Raw genomic sequence first — 25,992 nt, forward strand, 5'->3', positions numbered from 1 at the left:
GGATCGACGCTAGGTTCCGCAGCTCCGCATCGAATCAGCTCATGGATGTAAGCATTCTGGTGTCGTTCGTAGCCCCCGCGAGGTACCGGAGTAATCCGCCGGGAGTATGTCGTGCGGCGCGGGGTTCCCTTCGCCGGCATCGCCGAGCGCCACCTTCGTCTTGGCCTACGACGATCCAGCGTGGCTCAATGGAGTTGCACTGGGCGACGATGGGGCGGACCCGCATGTCGTTGGGGTGGGCGGCGGCGTGCGGGGCGACAGCGCCGGTCATGCCGACACAGTGGGCACACCGAACGCTGCGCACAGGACCGGGCCGGCCCCCTGCGACGGTGCTTGACCACCGACACAGGAAGCCCGCAACTCTGGTCGCCGGTGGAGTCACATCCGGGTCGCTTCCCATACGTGCACGTCCCCTCGGGGACCCGAGCCCGATCCGAGCTCTAGGGAAACCAGCAGTGCCCCTTGGATGAGGATGGCCTGGCAAATTGGGTCAGACGTGAGTGTCGACGCTCTGTGCCCCCAGAACCGGCATTCCACGAGGGGTTGGCATCCTGATGTCGAACGAGGCGAAGCTGCGCGAGTACCTCAAGCGCGCGATCGCGGATCTCCAGGAGACTCGCCAGCAGTTGGGCGAGACCGAGCAGAAGCAGCGCGAGCCCATCGCGATCGTCTCCATGGCCTGCCGCTTCCCCGGCGGCGTCCGCTCACCGGAAGAGCTGTGGGAACTGCTCCGGGGCGGCGTCGACGCGGTCTCCGCCCTGCCCGGCAACCGCGGTTGGGACCTCGACGGGCTCTACGACCCCGACCCCGCGCACCAGGGCACCAGCTACGCCCGCGAGGGCGCATTCCTGCACGACGCGGGCGAGTTCGACCCCGGCTTCTTCGGGATCTCCCCGCGCGAGGCCCTCGCCATGGACCCGCAGCAGCGGCTGCTGCTGGAGACCGCGTGGGAGAGCCTCGAACGGGCCGGCATCGACCCGGAGTCCCTCGCGGGCAGCCGCACCGGCGTGTTCGTCGGCACCGGCCACGCCGGCTACGACACGGCCGCCGGACAGCGGGTGGACGAGGTCGGCGGCCACCTGCTCACCGGCAACTACATCAGCGTCGCCTCCGGCCGCATCTCCTACCTCCTCGGCCTCGAGGGACCGGCCCTCACCGTGGACACGGCGTGCTCCTCCTCGCTCGTCGCCCTGCACCTGGCGGCGCAGTCGCTGCGGCGCGACGAGTGCTCCCTCGCCCTCGTGGGCGGCGCGACCGTGATGTCCACCCCGCAGCTGTTCCTGGAGTTCTCCCGCCAGCGCGGACTGGCCCCCGACGGCCGCTGCAAGCCGTTCGCGGCCGCCGCCGACGGCACCGCCTGGGGCGAGGGCGTCGGCGTCGTGCTCGTCGAGCGGCTCTCCGACGCGCTGCGCAACGGCCACCCCGTGCTCGCGGTGATGAAGGGCTCGTCCGTCAACCAGGACGGCGCCTCCAACGGCCTTACCGCCCCCAACGGCCCGTCCCAGCAGCGCGTCATCCGCCAGGCGCTGGCCGACGCCGGGCTCGCCGCCGCCGACGTCGACGCCGTCGAGGCCCACGGCACCGGCACCACCCTCGGCGACCCCATCGAGGCCCAGGCCCTGCTCGCCACCTACGGACAGAACCGTCCCGCCGACCGGCCGCTGCTGATCGGCTCCATGAAGTCCAACATCGGCCACACCCAGATGGCGTCCGGCATCGCCAGCGTCATCAAGATGGTCAAGGCGATGCAGCACGGAGAGCTGCCCGGCATCCTGCACCTGGACGCGCCCACCCCGCACGCCGACTGGAGCGAGGGCAACGCCAGGCTCCTCGCGGAGCTCGAACCCTGGCCCGAAGCCGACCGGGTGCGTCGCGCGGCCGTCTCCTCCTTCGGCATCAGCGGCACCAACGCCCACGTCGTCCTGGAACAGGCACCCCCGCGCGAGGACGGGCCGGCCCCCGCGCCGGCCGCCCGGCCCGGCGCCCTGCCCTGGATCCTGTCCGCGCGCACCGGCGAGGCCCTGCAGGCCCAGGCCGCACGGCTCGCCGGCCACGTCCGCGCCCGCGCCGGTCTCGAACCGGCCGACGTCGCCCGCTCCCTCGCGGCCACCAGGTCCCTCATGGAGCACCGCGCCGCCGTCGTCGCCGACGACCGCGACGCGTTCCTCGCGGGCCTGGACGCCCTCGCCGAGGGCCGCACCGCAGCCGGCCTCGTGAGCGGCGCCGCCGCCAAGGCGTCCACCGCCTTCCTCTTCACCGGACAGGGCTCCCAGCGCCTCGGCATGGGACGCGAACTCCACGAGACCCACCCCGAGTTCGCCAAGGCCTTCGACGCGGCCTGCGCCGAGCTCGACCCCCACCTCGAACTCCCCGTCCGCGACGTCGTCTTCGCCGAGGAGGGCACCCCCGAGGCCGACCTGCTCGACCGGACCGTCTACACCCAGGCCGCGCTCTTCGCCTTCGAGACGGCCCTGTACCGGCTCGTCGAATCGTGGGGCGTGACACCGCAGTTCGTCGCCGGCCACTCCATCGGCGAGCTCGCCGCGGCCCACGTGGCCGGGGTCCTCTCCCTCCAGGACGCCGCACGGCTCGTCGCGGCACGCGGCACCCTCATGCAGGCGCTGCCCGAAGGCGGCGCCATGCTCGCCGTCGAGGCCACCGAGGAGGAGGTCCGCGCCGGGCTGACCGACCACACCGGCGTCGCCGTCGCCGCGGTCAACGGCCCCACCTCCACGGTCGTCTCCGGCGACGAGGACGCCGTCTCCCGCATCGCCGCCCACTGGGAGGAGCAGGGACGCCGCACCAAGCGGCTGCGGGTGAGCCACGCCTTCCACTCCCCGCACATGGACGGCATGCTGGAGGACTTCCGGCGCGTCGCCGAGAGCCTGGAGTTCCACGCCCCCCGCATCCCCGTGGTGTCCACCGTCACCGGCGGGACGGCCACCGGCGAGGAACTGTCCTCGCCCGAGTACTGGGTGCGGCAGGTCCGGGACACCGTCCGCTTCTGCGCGGGCGTGCGCACCCTCGAGGCCGAGGGCGTCACCACGTTCGTGGAGATCGGCCCCGGCAGCGTGCTCACCCCCATGGTCCACGACTCCCTGGCCGGCCCCGGACAGCCCGTCGTCGTCGGCCTGTTGCGCACCGGCCGCCCCGAGACACACACCCTCGCCGAGGGCATCGCGACCGCCTTCGTGCACGGTGCCGCCGTCGACCGGGCCGCCTGGCCCGTCACGCCCGGCGCCGCGCCCGTCGAACTGCCGACCTACGCCTTCCAGCGGCAGTGGTACTGGCTGGAGCCCGCCGGGCCGGACGGACAGGGTGCCGACGGACCGGCCGCCGTGGCCGGCGAATCCGGATTCTGGGAGGCCGTCGAACGCGAGGACCTCGAAGGACTCTCGGCCGTCCTCGCCATCGACGGCAGCGACACCGACTCGCTCGGCAGCCTCCTGCCCACCCTCTCGGCATGGCGCAGGAAGCGCAGGACCCAGGCCACCGCGGACAGCTGGAGCTACCGCACGCACTGGACCCCCCTCCCCGCCCCCAACACCCTGGTCACCAGCGGGAACTGGCTCGTCGTCCTCCCCGAGAGCGCCACCGGCGACCCGTGGGTCACCCGGCTCCTCGACACCCTGCACGAACAGGGCCTGCGCACCGAACAGTTCGTGCTGCCCGCCGACGACGAGACCGCCGCCACGCTCCCGCAGCCCGGCGCACCCGTCGACGGCGTCCTCTCCCTGCTGGCCCTCGACGAGCAGCCGCACCCCCACCACCCCTCCGTACCGCGGGGCGTGGCCGCCACCGCGGCCCTGCTGCACGCCCTGGAGACCTCCGGCATCCAGGCCCCGCTGTGGTGCGCCACCCGCGGCGCCGTCGCCGTCGACCGCCGCGAGACGGTCACCAGCCCCACGCAGGCCCAGGTGTGGGGCCTCGGACGGGTGGCCGCGCTGGAGTCCCCGCACAGCTGGGGCGGGCTCGTCGACCTCCCCGAGGACATCGACGCACGGATCGCCGCCGGACTCCTGGGCACCCTCGCCGCACGCGAGGACCAGGTCGCCGTCCGCCCGGCCGGCCGCTTCGCCCGCCGCCTGGCCCGCATCACCCCCGGCGGCGACACCGGAGCCGACTGGACCGCCCGCGGCACCGTCCTGGTCACCGGCGGCACCGGCGCACTGGGCGCCCACGTCGCGCGCTGGCTCGCCGACGCCGGAGCCGAACACCTGGTGCTCACCGGCCGCCGCGGCCCCGACGCCCCCGGCGCCCGGGAACTCGCGGCCGAACTCACCGAACGCGGCACCCGCGTCACCGTCGCCGCCTGCGACGCCGCCGACCGCGACGCCCTGGCCGCCGTCCTCGCCGACATCCCCGCCGACCTGCCGCTGACCGGCGTCGTGCACGCCGCCGGCGTCCTGGACGACGGCGTCCTGGACACCCTCACCCCCGAACGGTTCGCAACCGTCCTGCGCCCCAAGGCCACCGCCGCCCTGCACCTGCACGAACTCACCGCCGGCCTCGGCCTGGAGACGTTCGTGCTGTTCTCCTCGGTCACCGGCGTCCTGGGCAACGCCGGACAGGCCAACTACGCCGCCGCCAACGCCTTCCTGGACGCCCTCGCCGAACAGCGCCACCACCAGGGACTGCCCGCCACCTCCGTGGCCTGGGGCCCCTGGGCCGACCACGGCATGGCCACCGGCGACCTGGCCGACCGGCTCAGCCGCGACGGACTCCTCCCCATGGACCCCGCCCCGGCCCTCGCCGCCCTCCGCCAGGCCCTGGCCCAGGGCGCGCCGAACGTGACGGTGGCCGACGTGGACTGGGCGGCCTACGCCCCCGTCCTGACCTCCGTCCGCCCCAGCCCCCTCATCGGCGACCTGCCCGAAGCACGCCGCGCCCTCGACACCGGCGACGGCCCGCGCGCGGCCCGCTCCCCGCTGCGCGATCGGCTCGGCGCCCTCCCGGCCGCCGAACAGGAACGGGCCCTGCTCGACCTGGTCCGCGAGGAGGCCGCCAAGGCCCTCGGCCACAGCTCACCGGACACCGTCGACGCCCAACGCCCCTTCCACGCCCTGGGCTTCGACTCGATGATGGCCATCGACCTGCGCAACCGCCTGTCCGCCGCGACGGACCTGCTGCTGCCCGCCACCCTCCTGTTCGACCACCCCACGCCCACCGCGATCGCCGAGTACCTGTACGCCGAAATCGTGGGCACCGCCGCCACTGCCGCCGCCGTGCAGCGGGCCGCCGCCGTCCTCGACGAGCCGGTGGCCATCGTGGGCATGGCCTGCCGCTTCCCCGGCGGGGTGAGCTCGCCGGAAACCCTCTGGCAGCTGCTGGCCGACGGAACCGACGGCATCTCCGGCTTCCCCGGCGACCGCGGCTGGAACCTCGACCGCCTCTACCACCCCGACCCCGACCACCACGGCACGAGCTACGCCCGCACGGGCGGCTTCCTCGCCGACGCGCCGGGCTTCGACGCGGACTTCTTCGGCATCTCCCCCCGCGAGGCCCTCGCCATGGACCCCCAGCAGCGGCTGCTGCTGGAGACCTCCTGGGAGGTCCTCGAACGGGCCGGCATCGCCCCCGCCTCCCTGCGCGGCAGCAGCACGGGCGTCTTCGCGGGCACCAACTCCCAGGACTACCGCACCGTCCTGGACGCCGCACAGGACGAGGTCGCAGGCCACGCACTCATCGGCAACGCCCTGAGCGTGGTCTCCGGCCGGGTGTCCTACACCTTCGGCTTCGAGGGACCCGCGGTGACGGTGGACACCGCATGCTCGTCGTCGCTGGTGGCCCTGCACATGGCCGTGAACTCGCTGCGCTCGGGCGAGTGCTCGCTGGCCCTGGCCGGCGGTGTGACGGTGATGGCGACCCCGTCCTCCTTCGTGGAGTTCTCCCGCCAGCGCGGCCTCGCCCCCGACGGCCGCTGCAAGCCGTTCGCGGCGGGCGCGGACGGCACCGGCTGGAGCGAAGGCGTCGGCCTGCTCCTCGTGGAACGGCTCTCGGACGCCCGCCGCAACGGCCACCAGGTCCTCGCGGTCGTGCGCGGAACCGCCGTCAACCAGGACGGCGCCTCCAACGGCCTCTCCGCCCCCAACGGCCCCTCACAGCAGCGCGTCATCCGCCAGGCCCTGGCCAACGCAGGCCTGTCGGCGTCCGACGTGGACGCCGTCGAGGCCCACGGCACGGGCACGGCGCTGGGCGACCCCATCGAGGCCCAGGCCCTGCTGGCCACCTACGGCCAGGACCGCGACCCCGCACGTCCCCTGCTGCTGGGTTCGGTGAAGTCCAACCTCGGGCACACCCAGGCCGCAGCCGGCGTGGCCGGCGTGATGAAGATGGTCCTGGCCATGCAGCACGGCGTGCTGCCCGAGAGCCTCCACGTCGACGAGCCCACCCCGCACGTCGACTGGACCGCGGGCGCGGTCGAACTGCTCACCGAGCGGACCGGCTGGCCCGAGGCGGGCCGGCCGCGCCGCGCCGCCGTCTCCGCCTTCGGCATCAGCGGCACCAACGCGCACGTCATCCTCGAACAGCCCGAGCCCACAGCACCCGAGGCCCCGGCCGCACCCGTCGACGGCACGCTTGACGGCACACTGCCCCTCCTGCTGTCCGGCCGGAGCGCCAACGCCCTGAAGGACCAGGCGGCCCGGCTGCTGACCCGCCTCCAGGACGAGCCCGCACCACGGCTCGCCGACCTGGCGTACACGCTGGCCCGGCGCACGGCCTTCGCACACCGCGCGGTCGTCCCGGCCGACAGCCACGCCGCCGCGGTCCGCGCCCTGACCGCCCTCGCCGAGGGCGAGAGCGATGCTTTCGCGGTCACGGGCACCGCCCACGAGGGCAAGGACGCCGTCCTCTTCACGGGCCAGGGCTCGCAGCGCCTGGGCATGGGCCGCGAACTGCACGCCCGCTACCCGGTGTTCGCGGACGCCTTCGACGCCGTGTGCGCAGGCCTGGACGAGCACCTGGAGCGCCCGCTGCAGGGTGTGGTCTGGGGCGAGGACGCCGAGCTGCTGAACCAGACTCTCTACGCGCAGACTTCACTCTTCGCGATCGAGGTCGCCCTGTTCCGCCTGGCCGAGTCCTGGGGCATGCGCCCGCAGTACGTCGCCGGCCACTCGGTCGGCGAGATCGCGGCCGCACACGTGGCGGGCGTCTTCTCGCTGGCGGACGCGTGTGCGCTGGTGGCGGCGCGCGGCCGGCTGATGCAGGCCCTGCCCGCGGGCGGCGCCATGGCGGCCCTGCAGGCCACCGAGGAAGAGGTGCTCCCGCACCTGACCGAAGGCGTCGCGATCGCGGCGGTCAACGGCCCGCAGTCGGTGGTGGTTTCCGGCACGGAGGCCGCCGTCGAAGCCGTGCGTGCACACTTCGAGAGCGAGAGAAGGAAGACGAACCGCCTGCGGGTCTCGCACGCCTTCCACTCGCCGCTGATGGAACCGATGCTCGACGACTTCCGCGCCGTGGTGGAAGGCCTGTCCTTCGCCGAGCCGGAACTCACCGTCGTCTCGAACGTGACCGGCAGCCCGGCCGCCCGGGACCTGCTGTGCACCCCCGACTACTGGGTGACCCACGTCCGCGAAGCCGTACGCTTCGCCGACGGCATACAGGCCCTGCACGCGGAAGGCGTCACGCGCTTCCTGGAGCTGGGCCCCGACGGCACGCTCTCGGCCATGGCCCGCGCCGCACTGCCGGAGGACGCGGACACCGTCCTCGTGCCCGCGCTGCGCAAGGACCGCCCCGAAGAGACGACACTGCTCGCCGCCCTGGGACAGCTGCACGTGCACGGCACCGCGTTCGACTGGGAAGGGTTCGTCGCCGGTACGGGCACGCACCTCGTGGACCTGCCGACGTACGCCTTCCAGCACGAGCGGTTCTGGCCGACCCCCGACCCCGCCGGCGCCGGGGACATCGGCGCCGCCGGCCTCGACGCGGCCGGGCACCCGCTGCTGAGCGCCGCCGTGGAACTCGCCGACAACGAGGGCCTGTTGTTCACCTCGCGGCTGTCCCTCCAGTCGCACCCGTGGCTGGCCGACCATGTGGTGATGGGCTCGGTCCTGCTGCCGGGCACGGCATTCGTCGAACTCGCCGTCCGCGCCGCCGACGAGGTGGGCTGCGACCGGATCGACGAACTGACCCTGGCCGCCCCGCTCGTCCTGCCCGAACACGGCGGCGTACAGCTCCAGCTGCGCGTCGGCCCCGCCGACGAGTCCGGCAACCGCACCCTCACCGCCCGCTCCCGCCCGGAGGGCGAGGGCGACCGGCCGTGGGTCCGGCACGCCACCGGCATCCTCGCCACGGGCGACCGGCCGGCCGTCCCCGGCCACGACTTCCACGCCGAGGCCTGGCCGCCCGCCGACGCCGACCCCGTCGACCTGACCGGCGTCTACCCGGACCTGGCCGAGAGCGGCCTGGCCTACGGTCCGCACTTCCAGGGCCTGCGGGCCGCGTGGCGCCGGGGCGACGAGGTGTTCGCCGAGGTCGCCCTGCCCGAGGCCGCCGAGGACGACGCGGCCGCGTACGGCCTGCACCCGGCGCTGCTGGACGCGGCCCTGCACGTCTGCGGCTTCAACGGAGTGGACCGCGGCGCCATCCCGTTCTCCTGGGAAGGCGTCTCGCTGCACGCCTCCGGCGCCTCGGCCATCCGGGTCCGGGCCGTCCGGCATGGCGGGGACACCCTGTCCGTCGACGTCGCCGACACCACCGGCGAGCCGGTCGCCACCGTGGGGACCCTGGTCCTGCGGTCGGTCTCCGCCGAGCAGCTGGCGGGCGGCACGGGCCCGGCCGGGCGCGACTCCCTGTTCCGCCTGGAGTGGACCCCCGTACGCCTGCCGTCGGCCGGTGCGGCCGAGACCGTCGCGATGCTCGGCACCCTCACCGGCGCGCCGTTCGACACTCACCCGGACCTGGACTCCCTGGCCGGGGCCCGGCCGCTGCCGAGTGCGGTGCTGGCGCCGGTGGACGCCGACCGCGGCGAGGACGCCGTGGAGTCCGTGCACGGCACGGCTGCCTGGGCGTTGGGCCTGGTGCAGTCGTGGCTTGCGGACGAGCGGTTCGCGGACGCACGGCTGGTGTTCGTCACACGGGGTGCGGCCGACGGTACGGACCTTGCCGGTGCCGCCGTGTGGGGCCTGGTGCGCTCGGCGCAGTCGGAGAACCCCGGCCGCTTCGGCCTGGTCGACCTGGACGGCGACGCCGATGTGAGCGTGCTGCCGCGGGCGTTGGCCACGGACGAGCCGCAACTGCTGGTGCGCGGCGGTGAGGTGCTGGCGGCACGGCTGGCACGTACCCGGGGGCAGAAGGCTGTCGCCTGGAGCGAGTCGGGCACGGTACTGATCACCGGTGGTACGGGTGGCCTGGGCCGGATCATGGCGCGGCACCTGGTGGCCGAGCACGGGGTACGGAGCCTGCTGCTGGTCAGCCGTCGCGGCCCGGAGGCCGAGGGCGTCGAGGAGTTGGTGGCCGAGCTGGCCGAGCACGGCGCCGAGGCGGTCGTCGAGGCGTGCGATGTGACGGACGGTACGGCGGTGGCCGGGCTGGTGGCCCGGCACACGATCACTGCCGTGGTGCACACGGCCGGTGTCCTCGACGACGGTGTCGTGGCTTCGCTGACGCCGGAGCGGCTTGCTGCGGTGCTGCGTCCGAAGGTGGACGCGGCCTGGCATCTGCACGAGGCCACCAAGGACCTGGGCCTCGACGCGTTCGTGGTGTTCTCCTCCGTGGCGGGCACAGTGGGCAGTGCGGGCCAGGCCAACTACGCGGCCGGCAACGCCTTCCTCGACGCCCTGGCGCAGCAGCGCCGGGCGCAGGGTCTCCCGGCGGTGTCGCTGGCGTGGGGTCCGTGGTCGCAGGACGGCGGCATGACCGGCACCCTCACCGACGCCGACCTCCAGCGCATCGCCCGCATGGGCATGCCCGAACTCACCCCCGCAGAAGGCGTCGCACTCTTCGACGCGGCGCTGGCCGCCGACGACGCACGCGTTCTCCCCGTGCGCTTCGACCTGGCCGCGCTGCGCGAGCAGGGCGACGTCCCCGCGCTGCTGCGCGGACTGATCCGCACCCGCGCCCGACGCTCCGCGGTCGCCGGTTCGGCCGTGGCGGCGGGCCTGGTGGGACGCCTGACCGGGCTCGGGGCGGTCGAACGGCGCGAAGTGCTGCTCGACCTGGTCCGGGCCCAGATCGCGGTGGTCCTGGGCCACGCGAGCCCGGACGGCGTCGACCCGACCCGCGCGTTCCAGGAACTCGGCTTCGACTCCCTGACCGCGGTGGAACTGCGGAACCGGGTCAACAAGGCGACAGGGCTGCGCCTTTCGGCGACCGCCGTGTTCGACTACCCGACGGCGGGCGCACTGGTCGACTTCCTGCTGGACGAACTGTTCGGCGGGGAGATCGAGACCGATGAGGCCCTGCCGGTGCCGGTTGTGGTGTCCGCGTCGGACGACCCGGTGGTGATCGTCGGGATGAGCTGCCGCTACCCGGGCGGCGTGGCATCGCCGGAAGACCTGTGGCGGCTCGTGTCGGACGGCGTGGACGCGGTCTCGGACTTCCCGGCCGACCGCGGCTGGGACGTGGAGTCGCTCTACAGCTCCGACCCCGACGCGCTCGGCACCTCGTACACCCGCAGCGGTGGATTCCTCCACGACGCGGGCGACTTCGACCCCGAGTTCTTCGGGATGAGCCCGCGCGAGGCACTCGCGACGGACTCGCAGCAGCGCCTGCTCCTGGAGTCCACCTGGGAGGCGATCGAGCGGGCCGGCATCGACCCGGCCGCGCTGCGCGGCAGCCGGACGGGCGTCTTCGCCGGCGTCATGTACAACGACTACAGCGAGATCCTCGTCGGCGACCAGTTCGAGGGCTACCGGAGCAACGGCAGCGCGGCCAGCATCGCTTCGGGCCGTGTGTCGTACACCTTCGGCTTCGAGGGCCCCGCGGTGACGGTGGACACGGCGTGCTCCTCGTCGCTGGTCGCCCTGCACTGGGCGGCGCAGGCGCTGCGCTCGGGCGAGTGCTCGCTGGCCCTGGCCGGTGGTGTGACGGTGATGTCGACACCGACCACGTTCGTGGAGTTCTCGCGGCAGCGCGGGCTGTCGGCGGACGGACGCTGCAAGGCGTTCTCGGACGCGGCCGACGGCGTCGGCTGGGGCGAGGGCGTCGGCATGCTGGTGCTGGAGCGTCTGTCGGACGCGCGCCGGAACGGGCACCGGGTGCTGGCCGTCGTACGCGGCAGCGCGGTCAACCAGGACGGCGCGTCGAACGGTCTGACGGCGCCGAACGGCCCGTCGCAGCAGCGCGTGATCCGGCAGGCACTGGCCAGCGCCGGACTCTCGGCGGCAGAGGTGGATGCCGTGGAGGCGCACGGCACGGGCACGACGCTGGGTGACCCGATCGAGGCCCAGGCCCTGCTGGCGACCTACGGTCAGGACCGGCCGGACGACCGGCCGCTGCTGCTGGGCACGGTGAAGTCCAACATCGGCCACGCACAGGCCGCCTCGGGCGTCGCCGGTGTGATCAAGATGGTCCTCGCGATGCAGCACGGCGTCTTGCCGAAGACCCTGCACGTCGACACCCCCTCGACGCACGTCGACTGGAGCACCGGCGCCGTCGAACTCCTCGCCGAGCCGGCCGAGTGGCCGGTGTCCGGGCGCCGCCGCGCGGGTGTCTCGTCCTTCGGCGTGAGCGGGACGAACGCACACGTCATCCTTGAGCAGCCGGACCAGGAGCAGGTGTCTGGGGAGCCGGAAGCGGCTGATGCCGACGGCCTGGTGCCGGTGCTGCTCTCCGGCCGGAACGAGAAGGCCCTGCGCGACCAGGCCGCCCGCCTGCTGTCGCACGTCCAGGACGAGCCCGGACAGCGGCTCGCGGACGTCGCGTACTCGCTGGCGACGGGCCGTTCGGGGTTCCAGCACCGCGCAGTCGTCCTGGCCGCCGAGCGGGACGGTCTGCTCGGCTCCCTGTCGGCGCTGGCCGAGGGCCGGAGCAACACGGGGATCGCGGCCGAGGGACAGACCGGTTCGGGCCGGCGCGCGTTCCTGTTCTCCGGCCAGGGTTCGCAGCGGCTGGGTATGGGCCGGGAGTTGTACGGCCGTTACCCGGTGTTCGCGGAGGCCTTCGACGCGGTGTGCGCGGGTCTGGACGAGCATCTGGAGCGTCCGCTGCGGAGTGTGGTCTGGGGCGAGGATGCGGATCTGCTGAACCAGACCGTGTACGCCCAGGCGGCGCTGTTCGCGATCGAGGTGGCTCTGTTCCGGTTGGTGGAGTCGTGGGGTGTGCGCCCGGACTTCGTCGCCGGGCATTCGATCGGTGAGGTTGCGGCTGCACATGTGGCCGGGGTCTTCTCGCTGGGTGATGCGTGTGCACTGGTGGCCGCGCGTGGCCAGCTGATGCAGGCCCTGCCTGCGGGCGGCGCGATGGCCGCAGTCCAGGCGGCGGAGGAGGACGTGCTGCCGTTGCTGACCGAGGGCGTCGCGATTGCGGCGGTCAACGGTCCGCAGTCGGTGGTGGTTTCCGGCACGGAGGCCGCTGTCGAGGACGTGCGTGCATACTTCGCGGGCGAAGGCAGGAAGACGAGCCGCCTGCGCGTCTCGCATGCCTTCCACTCGCCGCTGATGGAGCCGATGCTCGACGACTTCAGGGCTGTGGTGGAAGGCCTGTCGTTCGGTGCGCCGGTGGTACCGGTCGTGTCGAACCTGACGGGCGAGCCGGCCGCCGGGGAGCTGCTCTGCTCGGCCGATTACTGGGTGCGTCATGTCCGCGAGGCGGTCCGCTTCGCGGACGGCATACGCGCTCTGCGAGCGGAGGGCGTGACACGGTTCCTGGAGCTCGGCCCGGACGGCGTCCTGTCGGCCATGGCCCGCGAGTCGGCGCAGGAAGAGGCCGTGTTCACCCCCGTGCTGCGCAAGGACCGGCCGGAGGAGACGACCGTACTGAGCGCCCTGGCACAACTGCACGTCCATGGTGTGACGGTCGACTGGGCGGCGGTCTTTGCGGGTTCCGGTGTCCGGCGCGTGGATCTGCCGACGTATGCGTTCCAGCATGAGCGGTTCTGGCCGTCTGGGACCGTGGGGCGTGCGGGTGACGTGCGGTTCGCGGGTCTGGGCTCGGCGGAGCACCCGATGCTGGGTGCTGCAGTGGAACTGGCCGGTTCCGGCGGACTGTTGTTCACGGGCAGGTTGTCGACTGCTTCGCACGCGTGGCTGACGGATCATGTGGTGCTGGATACGGTCCTGGTGCCGGGCACGGCGCTCGTGGAGCTGGTGTTGCGGGCGGCTGACGAGGTCGGCTGCGACGTGCTCGAAGAGCTGACGCTGGCCGCGCCGCTGCTGCTCCCCGCCTCGGGTGCGGGTGTGCAGGTGCAGGTGTGGGTCGGCGAGATCGACGACTCCGGTCACCGCGCAGTGGCGGTGCACTCGCGCGAAGGCGAAGAGCCGTGGACGCTGCACGCGAGCGGTGCCGTGACCACGGGTGCGGAGCTGCCCGTGTTCGACACGTCGGTGTGGCCCCCGCGGGGCGCCGAGCCGGCCGATGTGGCGGGCTGCTACGAGCAGTTCGCAGCCGCCGGGTTCGCGTACGGTCCGACGTTCCAGGGCCTGGAGGCGGCCTGGAAGCTCGGCGAGGAGATCTACGCCGAGGTCCGGCTGCCGGAAGGCACGGATGGTTCCGCCTACGGTCTGCACCCGGCACTCTTCGACGCCGCACTGCACGCGGCGATACTGCGAGGGCTCGACGAGACCGGTGTTCCGTTCTCGTGGAGCGGAGTGTCCCTGCACGCCACGGGCGCCTCGCACGTCCGCGTCCGTATCCGCCCTGTCGACAGCGGCATGGCGATCGCCATCGCCGACCCGGCCGGCGCGCTCGTGGCATCGGTGGAATCGCTCGCCGTACGCCCCATCTCCGCCGACCAGTTGCAGACCGGCAACCGTGACTCGTTGTTCACGCTGGACTGGACGCCCGTCACGCTCACCGATGAGACGGTGGCTCTTGGCGCGTACGCGGAGTTGGAGTCGCTGACTGGTGCAGATGTCCCCGAGGCTGTACTGGTCGAGTACTCGGCTGAGGACACCGACACCGGCACGGCGGAGTCGGTGCATGCTGCTGCTGCCTGGGCGTTGGGCCTGGTGCAGTCGTGGCTGGCGGACGAGCGTTTCGCGGATACGCGCTTGGTGTTCGTGACGCGGGGCGCCGTCTCCGGCGACGACCTCGCCGGTGCTGCGGTGTGGGGTCTGGCCCGTTCCGCGCAGTCGGAGAGCCCGGGCCGGTTCGCCCTCGTGGACCTGGACGGCGACGCCGATGTGAGCGTGCTGCCGCGGGCGTTGGCCACGGACGAGCCTCAGCTGCTGGTTCGTGGTGACGAGGTGCTGGCAGCGCGGCTGGCACGTGCCGAGGCGCAGGAGCAGAAGGCTGTTGCCTGGAGTGAGTCGGGCACAGTTCTGATCACTGGTGGAACAGGTGGCCTGGGCCGTGTCGTGGCCCGGCACCTGGTGGCCGAGCACGGGGTACGGAGCCTGCTGCTGGTCAGCCGCCGTGGCCCGGAGGCCGAGGGCGTCGAGGAGTTGGCGGCCGAACTGGCCGAGCACGGCGCCGAGTCGACCGTCGAGGCATGCGACGTGACCGACGGCACCGCAGTGGCGGACCTCGTCGCACGGCACACCATCACCGCCGTCGTCCACACGGCCGGCGTCCTCGACGACGGCATCATCGGTTCGCTCACGCCGGAGCGCCTTGCCGCCGTGCTGCGTCCGAAGGTCGACGCGGCCTGGAACCTGCACGAGGCCACCAAGGACCTGGACCTCGACGCGTTCGTGGTCTTCTCCTCCGTGGCCGGCACCTTCGGCGGCGCAGGCCAGGCCAACTACGCAGCGGGCAACGTCTTCCTGGACGCCCTGGCGCACCACCGCCGGGCGCAGGGCCTTCCGGCGGTGTCGCTGGCGTGGGGTCCGTGGTCGCAGGACGGCGGCATGACCGGCACCCTCACGGATGCCGACCTCCAGCGCATCGCCCGTTCCGGGATGCCCCCGCTGTCCGTCGAGGAGGGCGTGGCCCTCTTCGACGCGGCCCTCGCCACCGGAGAGCCCATGGCTCTTCCCGTCCGCCTGGACCTGGCGGCCCTGCGCGCGCAGGGCGACTCCCTGCCGCTGCTGCGCGGCCTCATCCGGACGCGTGCCCGGCGCTCGGCGGCTGCAGGCTCGGCCACTGCGTCCGGACTGGTGCAGCGCCTGGCCGGGCTGCCCGTGGAGGAGCGGCGCACAGCACTGCTGGATCTGGTGCGCGAAGGGATCGCGGTGGTCCTGGGCCACGCCCTCCCGGAGACGATCGACCCGTCGAAGGCCTTCCAGGACCTTGGCTTCGACTCCCTGACCGCGATCGAACTCCGCAACAAGCTGGGCAAGTCCACCGGCGTGCGGCTGCCGGCCACGGCCGTGTTCGACTACCCGACGGCCGACGCGCTGACGGACCACCTCCACGACGAGCTGTTCGGCACGGACACCGAGGAACTGCTCCCCGTGTCCGCCCTCCCGTCCTTGGCGGACGACCCGGTCGTCATCGTCGGCATGAGCTGCCGCTTCCCCGGCGGCGTCAGCTCGCCGGAGGACCTGTGGCGGCTGGTGTCCGAGGGCGGCGACGCCGTCTCCGGCTTCCCGACCGACCGCGGCTGGGAGATCGACGACACCTACGACCCCGAGCGCGAGGGCGCCATCGCCACCCGCTCCGGCGGATTCCTCCACGACGCGGCGGAGTTCGACCCCGGCTTCTTCGGGATGAGCCCCCGGGAGGCACTGACCACCGACGCCCAGCAGCGACTGCTGCTGGAGACGTCCTGGGAGGCCCTGGAGCGCACGGGTATCGACCCGGGCGTCCTGCGCGGCAGCCGTACCGGTGTCTTCACGGGCGTCATGTACCACGACTACTCGCAACTCCTCGCCGGGCGCGAGTTCGAGGGATACCAGGGGAGTGGCAGCGCGGGCAGTGTGGCCTCGGGCCGGGTGTCGTACACCTTCGGCTTCGAGGGTCCTGCGGTGACGGTGGATACGGCGTGCTCTTCGTCGTTGGTGGCTCTGCACCTGGCGGCGCAGTCGCTGCGGTCCGGTGAGTGCTCGCTGGCGCTCGCGGGCGGCGTGACGGTGATGGCCACCCCGCTGACGTTCGTGGAGTTCTCCCGCCAGGGCGGGCTCTCCGAGGACGGACGCTGCAAGGCGTTCGCCGAAGCCGCCGACGGCGTCGGCTGGTCCGAAGGCGCCGGCATCCTTGTACTGGAACGTCTGTCGGATGCGCGCCGGAACGGCCACCGGGTGCTGGCGACGGTCCGTGGCTCGGCCGTCAACCAGGACGGCGCTTCCAACGGCATGACGGCGCCGAACGGCCCGTCGCAGCAGCGCGTGATCCGGCAGGCGCTGGCCGGCGCCGGTCTCTCGACGGCTGACGTGGACGCGGTGGAGGCGCACGGCACGGGCACCACCCTGGGCGACCCGATCGAGGCCCAGGCCCTGCTGGCGACCTACGGTCAGGACCGGCCTGAGGACCGTCCGCTGCTGCTGGGTTCGGTGAAGTCCAACATCGGTCACGCACAGGCCGCGGCGGGTGTCGCGGGTGTGATCAAGATGGTCATGGCCATGCACCACGGCGAGCTTCCGCGCACCCTGCACGTCGACGCGCCCTCGACGCACGTCGACTGGAGCGTCGGCGCAGTGGAACTGCTGACGCAGGCCGCGACCTGGCCCGAGACTGGCCGGCCGCGGCGCGCGGGCGTCTCCGCCTTCGGCATCAGCGGGACGAACGCACACGTGATCCTGGAGCGGCCGGAGCCGGTGGCCGCGGAGCCCGAAGCGGCTGCATTCGACGGCCTGGTGCCCGTGCTGCTCTCCGGCCGGAACGAGAAGGCTCTGCAGGCCCAGGCGGCACAGCTGCTGGCGCACCTCGAACGCGAGCCCGGACAGCGGCTCGTGGACGTCGCCTGCTCGCTGGCGACGGGCCGCGCGGGCTTCCAGCACCGCGCGGTTCTCCTGGCCGCCGGCCGTGACGACCTGCTGCGCTCTCTTGCCGCGCTCGCCGAGGGCGGGAGCGACACGGACATCGCCGCGGTGGGCGAAGCCGGTTCGGGCCGGCGTGCGTTCCTGTTCTCCGGTCAGGGTTCGCAGCGTCTGGGCATGGGCCGGGAGCTGCACGCTCGCTACCCGGTGTTCGCGGAGGCCTTCGACGCGGTGTGCGCGGGTCTGGACGAGCACCTGGACCGTCCGCTGCGGGATGTGGTCTGGGGCGAGGACGCGGAACTGCTGAACCAGACCCTGTACGCGCAGACCTCGCTGTTCGCCATCGAGGTCGCCTTGTTCCGCCTGGTGGAGTCATGGGGCACCCGCCCGGACCAACTGCTGGGGCACTCGGTCGGCGAGATCGCGGCCGCGCACGTGGCGGGCGTCTTCTCGCTCGCGGACGCGTGTGCGCTGGTGGCGGCGCGCGGCCGGCTGATGCAGGCCCTGCCCGCGGGCGGCGCCATGGCGGCAATCCGCGCAAGCGAGGAAGAGGTGCTGCCGCACCTGACCGAGGACGTCGCGATTGCGGCGGTCAACGGTCCGCAGTCGGTGGTGGTTTCCGGTACGGAGGCTGCTGTCGAGGCGGTGCGGGCGCACTTCGAGGGTGAGGGAAGGAAGACGAGCCGCCTGCGGGTCTCGCATGCCTTCCACTCGCCGCTGATGGAGCCGATGCTCGACGACTTCCGCGCCGTCGCCGCGAACGTGGCGTACGGCACGCCGGGCATCCCGATCGTCTCGAACCTCACTGGCGAACCGGCCACCGCGGAACAACTCGGCTCCGCCGACTACTGGGTGCGCCATGTCCGTGAGGCCGTACGGTTCGCCGACGGCGTGAGCACGCTCCGTGAGCAGGGCGTGTCCGTGTTCCTCGAACTCGGCCCCGACGGAGCGCTCTCCGCACTCGCCGCGGAGTCCGCGCCGGACGAGGCCGCCTTCGCACCGGTCCTGCGGAAGGGACGTGCCGAGGAACCGACGCTGCTGACGGCCCTGGCACAGCTGCACGTCCACGGCGTCCCCGTCGACTGGGCCGCATACTTCTCGGGCTCCGGAGCGCGGTGGACGGACGTGCCGACGTACGCGTTCCAGCGTGAGCGGTTCTGGCCCCCGGTCACGGCGGCGCGGTCCGGTGACGTGCGGTCTGCGGGTCTGGGTTCGGCGGAGCATCCGTTGCTGGGTGCTGCGGTGGAACTGGCCGGTTCCGGCGGGCTGTTGTTCACGGGCCGCCTGTCGACTGCGTCGGCCGGATGGCTGGCGGATCACGTGGTGCTGGATACGGTCCTGGTGCCGGGCACGGCATTGGTCGAGCTGGTGCTGCGAGCGGCTGACGAGGTCGGCTGCGACCTGCTTGAAGAGCTGACGTTGGCCGCGCCGCTCGTGCTTCCGGCTTCGGGTGCGGGCGTGCAGGTTCAGGTGTGGGTCGGCGAACCCGACGACTCGGGCCGTCGGCCGGTGGCGGTGCACTCGCGTGAGGGCGAGGAACCGTGGACGCTGCACGCCGGCGGCGCGCTGACCACGGGTGCGGAACTGCCCGTGTTCGACACCTCGGTATGGCCTCCGGCGGGTGCCGAGCCCTTGGCCGTGGAGGGCTGCTACGAGCAGTTCGCCGATGCCGGGTTCGCGTACGGTCCGGCGTTCCAGGGCCTGGAGGCGGCCTGGAAGCTCGGCGAGGACGTCTACGCCGAGGTCCGGCTGCCGGAGGGCACGGACGGTGCGGCTTATGGTCTGCACCCGGCGCTCTTCGACGCCGCACTGCACGCGCCGATGCTGGACGGTTCCGACGGGACGGGTGTTCCGTTCTCGTGGAACGGCGTGTCCCTGCACGCCTCCGGAGCCTCGCAGCTGCGGGTTCGGATCCGGCCGGTCGGTGACGGCACGTCGATCGCCATGGCCGACGCCGCCGGCGCGCCCGTGGCCTCGGTGGAGTCGCTGACCGTACGGCCGATCTCTGCCGAGCAGTTGCAGACCGGGGAACGTGACTCGTTGTTCACGCTGGACTGGACGCCCGTCCCGCTCACGGATGGGACGGTGGCTCTTGGCTCCTACGCGGAGTTGGAGTCACTGACTGGTGCGGATGCTCCCGAGGCTGTACTGGTCGAGTACTCGGCTGAGGACACCGGCACCGACACCGACACCGGCACGGTGGAGTCGGTGCACGCTGCTGCTGCCTGGGCGTTGGGCCTGGTGCAGTCGTGGCTGGCGGACGAGCGTTTCGCGGACTCGCGCTTGGTGTTCATGACGCGGGGTGCCGTCTCCGGCGACGACCTCGCCGCCGCGGCGGTGTGGGGCCTGGTGCGCTCGGCGCAGTCGGAGAACCCGGGCCGGTTCGTCCTGTTCGACCTCGACGGTGACGGTGACGGTGACGGTGACGGTGACACGACCGCGCTGCCGCAGGCCCTGGCCTCCGACGAGCCGCAACTCCTGCTCCGCGAAGGCCGGATCCTCGTTCCCCGCCTTGTCCGCAGGGAGTCCTCGACGGCGGCGGAGGTCGCCTGGGGCGCGTCGGGCACGGTGCTGATCACCGGTGGTACGGGTGGCCTGGGACGCGCGGTGGCCCGGCACCTGGTGGCCGAGCACGGGGTGCGGAGCCTGCTGCTGGTCAGCCGCCGTGGCCCGGCGGCCGAGGGCGCCGAGGACCTCGTGGCCGAGCTTGCGGGCCACGGAGCGGACGCCGTGGTCGAGGCGTGCGATGTGACCGACGGCGCTGCTGTGGCCGCTCTGGTCGCACGGCACCAGGTCGGTGCCGTGGTGCACACGGCGGGTGTGCTCGACGACGGTGTCGTGGCTTCGCTGACGCCGGAGCGGCTTGCTGCAGTGCTGCGTCCGAAGGTGGACGCGGCCTGGCATCTGCACGAGGCCACCATGGAGGCGGATCTCGACGCGTTCGTGGTGTTCTCCTCCGTGGCGGGCACGCTGGGCAGTGCGGGACAGGCCAACTACGCGGCCGGCAACGCCTTCCTGGACGCCCTGGCCCACCACCGGCACGCCCAAGGTCTCCCGGCGGCATCGCTCGCCTGGGGCCCGTGGGCCCAGGACAGCGGCATGACCGGCACCTTGACCGACGCCGACGTCGAACGAATGGCCCGCTCCGGCATGCCGCCTCTCTCGGCGGAACAGGGACTGGCCCTCTTCGACGCGGCCCTGCGCGGGGCGGAGAACCCGGCGGTCCTCCCCGTGCGCCTGGACCTCGCGGCGCTCCGCGCGCAGGGCGAGCCCCTGCCGCTGCTGCGCGGTCTGGTCCGTACCCGTACGCGCCGGTCCGGCGCAGCCGCGGTGTCCGGGCTGGTGCAGCGACTGACCGGCCTGTCCCGTGAGGCAAGGCGCGAGCAGCTGCTCGACGCCGTCCGCGGAGAGATCGCCATGGTCCTCGGGCACACCGGAACCGAGGAGGTCGACTCCTCGCGGGCCTTCCGCGACCTCGGCTTCGACTCCCTGACCGGGGTCGAACTCCGCAACCGGCTGGGCACGGTGACCGGTCTGCGGCTGCCGGCGACGGTGGTCTTCGACTACCCGACGGCAGACGTACTGGTCGGCTTCCTGCTGGACGAACTGTTCGGCGCGGAGAAGGAGACCGGCGAGGCCTTGCCGGTGCCGGTTGCGGTGTCCGCGGCGGACGACCCAGTGGTGATCGTCGGCATGAGCTGCCGCTACCCCGGTGGCGTGACCTCGCCGGAGGACCTGTGGCAGCTGGTGTCGGACGGCGTGGACGCGGTCACTGACTTCCCGGCCGACCGTGGCTGGGACGTGGAGTCGCTCTACCACCCCGACCCCGAGCACACGGGGACCAGCTACACCCGTGCAGGCGCGTTCCTCCAGGAAGCGGCGCAGTTCGACCCCGGCTTCTTCGGGATGAGCCCGCGGGAGGCCCTCGCGACGGACTCGCAGCAGCGCCTGCTGCTGGAGACCACGTGGGAGGCGATCGAGCGGGCCGGCATCGACCCGGTCACGCTGCACGGCAGCCGAACCGGCGTCTTCGCCGGTGTCATGTACAACGACTACATCAACCTTCTGACCGGGCCCGACTTCGAGGGACACCAGGGCAACGGCAGCGCGGGCAGCGTGGCGTCGGGCCGGGTGTCGTACACCTTCGGCTTCGAAGGCCCGGCCGTGACGGTGGACACGGCGTGCTCGTCGTCGCTGGTGGCTCTGCATCTGGCGGCGCAGTCGCTGCGGTCCGGTGAGTGCTCGCTGGCGCTCGCGGGCGGTGTGACGGTGATGTCGACGCCCAGGACGTTCGTGGAGTTCTCGCGGCAACGAGGACTCTCCCCGGACGGCCGCTGCAGGGCGTTCTCGGATGCGGCCGACGGCGTCGGCTGGGGCGAGGGCGTCGGCATGCTGGTGCTGGAGCGTCTGTCGGATGCGCGTCGGAACGGCCACCGGGTGCTGGCGACGGTCCGTGGATCGGCCGTCAACCAGGACGGTGCGTCGAACGGTCTGACGGCGCCGAACGGTCCGTCGCAGCAGCGCGTGATCCGGCAGGCGTTGGCCAGTGCCGGTCTCTCGACGGCTGACGTGGACGCGGTGGAAGCGCACGGTACGGGTACGACGCTGGGTGACCCGATCGAGGCCCAGGCCCTGCTGGCGACCTATGGTCAGGACCGGCCTGAGGACCGTCCGTTGCTGCTGGGTTCGGTGAAGTCCAACATCGGTCACACGCAGGCCGCGGCGGGTGTCGCGGGTGTGATCAAGATGGTCATGGCCATGCACCACGGTGAACTTCCGCGCACCCTGCACGTCGACGCACCGTCGTCGCGCGTGGACTGGTCGGCCGGTGCCGTCGAACTGCTCACGGAGCAGACGGCCTGGCCCGAGGGCAACGGCCCGCGGCGTGCAGGTGTCTCGTCGTTCGGCATCAGCGGAACGAACGCGCACGTCATCCTGGAGTGCCCCGAGCCCGAACCGCACCAGCCCGCCGACGCGCCGGAACCTGCGGAGACGTCCGGGGAGCTCGTACCGCTGGTGGTGTCCGGCAAGTCCGCAAACGCGCTGCGCGCCCAGGCGGCCAGGCTGCTGTCCCACATCGACCGCATGCCCGACGCGAGGGCCACGGACGTGGCGTACTCGTCCACCGTGGGCCGGTCGCGCTTCGCTCACCGCGCAGTGGTGTGGGGCGCTGACCGGGATGCCCTGGAGCGGGGCCTCAAGGCGCTCGCGACGGGCGAGGCCGGCACGGGCGTGGCCGAAGGCGTGGCCCGACCGGGGAAGTCGGCGTTCCTGTTCTCCGGTCAGGGTTCGCAGCGGCTGGGTATGGGCCGGGAGTTGTACGGCCGTTACCCGGTGTTCGCGGAGGCCTTCGACGCGGTGTGCGCGGGTCTGGACGAGCATCTGGAGCGTCCGCTGCGGAGTGTGGTCTGGGGCGAGGATGCGGATCTGCTGAACCAGACCGTGTACGCCCAGGCGGCACTGTTTGCGATCGAGGTCGCCCTGTTCCGGTTGGTGGAGTCGTGGGGTGTGCGCCCGGACTTCGTCGCCGGGCATTCGATCGGTGAGGTTGCGGCCGCGCATGTGGCCGGGGTCTTCTCGCTGGGTGATGCGTGTGCACTGGTAGCGGCGCGTGGCCAGCTGATGCAGGCGCTGCCTGCGGGCGGCGCGATGGTGGCCGTGCAGGCCACCGAAGAGGACGTGCTGCCGCTGCTGACCGAGGGCGTCGCGATTGCGGCGGTCAACGGTCCGCAGTCGGTGGTGGTTTCCGGCACGGAGGCCGCTGTCGAGGCCATGCGTGCATACTTCGCGGGCGAAGGCAGGAAGACGAGCCGCCTGCGCGTCTCGCATGCCTTCCACTCGCCGCTGATGGAACCGATGCTCGACGACTTCCGCGCCGTGGTGGCCCGGCTGTCGTTCGGCAAGGCGACGGTTCCGGTGGTCTCCAACCTGACCGGTGCACTGGCCAGTGGGGAGCAGCTGGGCTCCGCCGACTACTGGGTGCGCCATGTCCGTGAGGCGGTCCGCTTCGCGGACGGGGTGCGTACCCTGCGAGCCGAAGGCGTGGCCCTGTTCCTGGAACTCGGCCCGGACGGCGTGCTGTCGGCCATGGCCCAGGAATCGCTGCCCGAGGAAGCCGTTCTTGTCCCCGTCCTGCGCAGGAACAGGGACGAGGAATCGGCGGCCGTGAGTGCCCTGGCGCAGCTGTACGTCCGGGGTACGAGCGTCGACTGGGCGCCGTTCTTCGTGGGTTCCGATGTCCGGCGGGTGGATCTGCCGACGTATGCGTTCCAGCATGAGCGGTTCTGGCCGTCTGGGACCGTGGGGCGTGCGGGTGACGTGCGGTTCGCGGGTCTGGGTTCGGCGGAGCACCCGATGCTGGGTGCAGCGGTGGAACTGGCAGGCTCTGGTGGGCTGTTGTTCACGGGTCGGCTGTCGAACGCATCGCATGCATGGCTGACGGACCATGCGGTGCTGGACACGGTCATGGTGCCGGGCACGGCGCTGGTCGAGCTCGTACTGCGGGCGGCCGATGAGGTCGGCTGCGACGTGCTGGAAGAGCTGACACTTGCCGCACCGCTGGTGCTTCCTGCCTCGGGAGCCGGCGTTCAGGTACAGGTGTGGGTCGGCGAGACGGACGACTCCGGTCGTCGGTCCGTCGCGGTGCACTCGCGCGAGGGTGAAGAGCCGTGGACCCTGCACGCGAGCGGCACGGTCACCACGGGTGCGGAGCCGTCGGCGTTCGACACGTCGGTGTGGCCCCCGCAGGGTGCTGAATCCATCGACACGGCAGGCTGCTACGAGCAGTTCGCAGCCGCCGGATTCGCCTACGGTCCGACGTTCCAGGGCCTGCAAGCGGCGTGGAAGTCCGGCGAGGACATCTACGCCGAGGTCCGGTTGCCGGAGGGTACGGACGGTGCGGCTTACGGTCTGCACCCGGCGCTGTTCGACGCCGCACTGCACGCGTCGATGCTGGGCGGGTCCGACGAGACCGGTGTTCCGTTCTCGTGGAACGGAGTGTCCCTGCACGCCACGGGCGCCTCGCATATCCGCGTCCGTATCCGCCCCGTCGACGGCGGCATAGCGCTCGCCATCGCCGACACTGCCGGCGCGCCGGTGGCCACGGTGGAGTCGCTGACGGTACGCACGCTGTCTGCCGAGCAGTTGCGGACCCGGGACCGGGACTCGCTCTTCACGCTGGACTGGACGCCCGTCCCGCTCACGGATGAGACGGTGGCTCTTGGCACGTACGCGGAGGCGGAGTCACTGACCGGTGCGGATGCCCCCGAAGCCGTACTGGTCGAGTACAAGGCCGGGGACACCGGCACGGTGGAGTCGGTGCATGCTGCTGCTGCCTGGGCGTTGGGCCTGGTGCAGTCGTGGCTGGCGGACGAGCGGTTCGCGGATACGCGTCTGGTGTTCGTGACGCGGGGTGCCGTCTCCGGTGACGACCTCGCCGGTGCTGCGGTGTGGGGTCTGGTCCGTTCCGCGCAGTCGGAGAGCCCGGGCCGGTTTGTCCTGGTGGACCTGGACGGCGACGCCGATGTGAGCGTGCTGCCACGGGCGTTGGCCACGGACGAGCCTCAGCTGCTGGTTCGTGGCGACGAGGTGCTGGCGGCGCGGCTGGTGCGGGCTGAGGCTCAGGGTGCTGTTGCGTGGAGTGAGTCGGGCACGGTGCTGATCACCGGTGGTACGGGTGGTCTGGGTCGTGTGATGGCTCGGCACCTGGTGGCCGAGCACGGGGTGCGGAGTGTGCTGCTGGTCAGCCGCCGTGGCCTGGAGGCCGAGGGCGCCGAGGAGTTGGTGGCCGAGCTCGCGGAACGCGGAGCGGATGCCATGGTCGAGGCGTGTGACGTGACCGACAGTGCGGCCGTGGCCGGACTGGTCGCGCGGCATGCGATCACCGCGGTCGTCCACACGGCGGGCGTCCTCGACGACGGTGTGGTCGGTTCGCTGACGCCGGAGCGGCTTGCCGCCGTCCTGCGCCCGAAGGTGGACGCGGCCTGGAACCTGCACGAGGCGACCAGGGACCTGGACCTCGACGCGTTCGTGGTCTTCTCGTCCGTGGCCGGCACCTTCGGCAGTGCGGGCCAGGCCAACTACGCGGCAGGCAATGCCTTCCTGGATGCTCTGTCCGCCCACCGGCACGCCCAGGGCCTCCCGGCGGCATCGCTCGCCTGGGGCCCGTGGGCCCAGGACAGCGGGATGACCGGCACCCTCACGGATGCCGACGTCCAGCGGATGGCACGTTCCGGCATGCCCCCGCTGTCCGCGGAGGAGGGCACGGCGCTCTTCGACGCGGCGCTCGGCACCGGCGAGCCGTCGGTCCTCCCTGTCCGTCTCGACCTCGCAGCGCTGCGGGCCCAGGGCGAGCCCCTGCCCCTGCTGCGCAGCCTGATCCGTACGCAGGTACGGCGCACGGCTGTGGCCGGTACGGACAGCGGGGCGGCGGAGGGGCTGGCGCAGCGCCTGGCCGGGCTGTCCGCCGACGAGGGCCGCGAGGCCGTGCTCGACGTCGTACGCGGCCAGGTCGCGCTCGTGCTCGGTCATGACGGAGCCGCCGAGATCACCCCGGACCGGGCGTTCCAGGACCTCGGCTTCGACTCGCTGACCTCGGTCGAACTCCGCAACCGGCTCAGCGCCCTCACGGGCGTGCGGCTGCCGGCGACCCTGCTCTTCGACTACCCGACCCCCGGCGAGCTCGTCGGCCACCTCCACGGGCTGATCGCCCCGGAGGCGCCGTCCGGACCGGGCCTGCTCCTGGGCGAACTCGAGAAGCTGGAGAAGGCGTTCAGCGGACTGGAGATCACCGAGGAACTCCACGAGCAGATCGCGGGCCGTCTCGAAGTGCTCAGGGCGAAGTGGGGTGCCCTGCGGGACACCGCCGGCACCGGAGCCGACGGCGAGAACTCCTCGGACGAGGAGGATTTCGACTTCGATTCCGCCTCCGACGAAGAGGTCTTCGACCTCCTCGACAACGAGCTCGGCCTGTCCTGACCCCGGCCACGCACCGACAGCGGAAACCCCGAATTTCCGGAAGCAGAATTGAGGGTTT

General features: G+C 72.5%; 1 protein-coding gene. It reads left to right on the forward strand.

The annotated features are described in order from the left end of the window. Positions 1–554: 554 nt before the first annotated feature. Entirely contained in the window at positions 555–25,934 is a 25,380-nt protein-coding gene (locus ACMATS_RS36995; RefSeq protein WP_414170524.1) for a type I polyketide synthase, read from the forward strand. Positions 25,935–25,992: the final 58 nt, after the last annotated feature.

The organism is Streptoverticillium reticulum (assembly GCF_047456005.1).
GTDB lineage: Bacteria > Actinomycetota > Actinomycetes > Streptomycetales > Streptomycetaceae > Streptomyces > Streptomyces reticulum.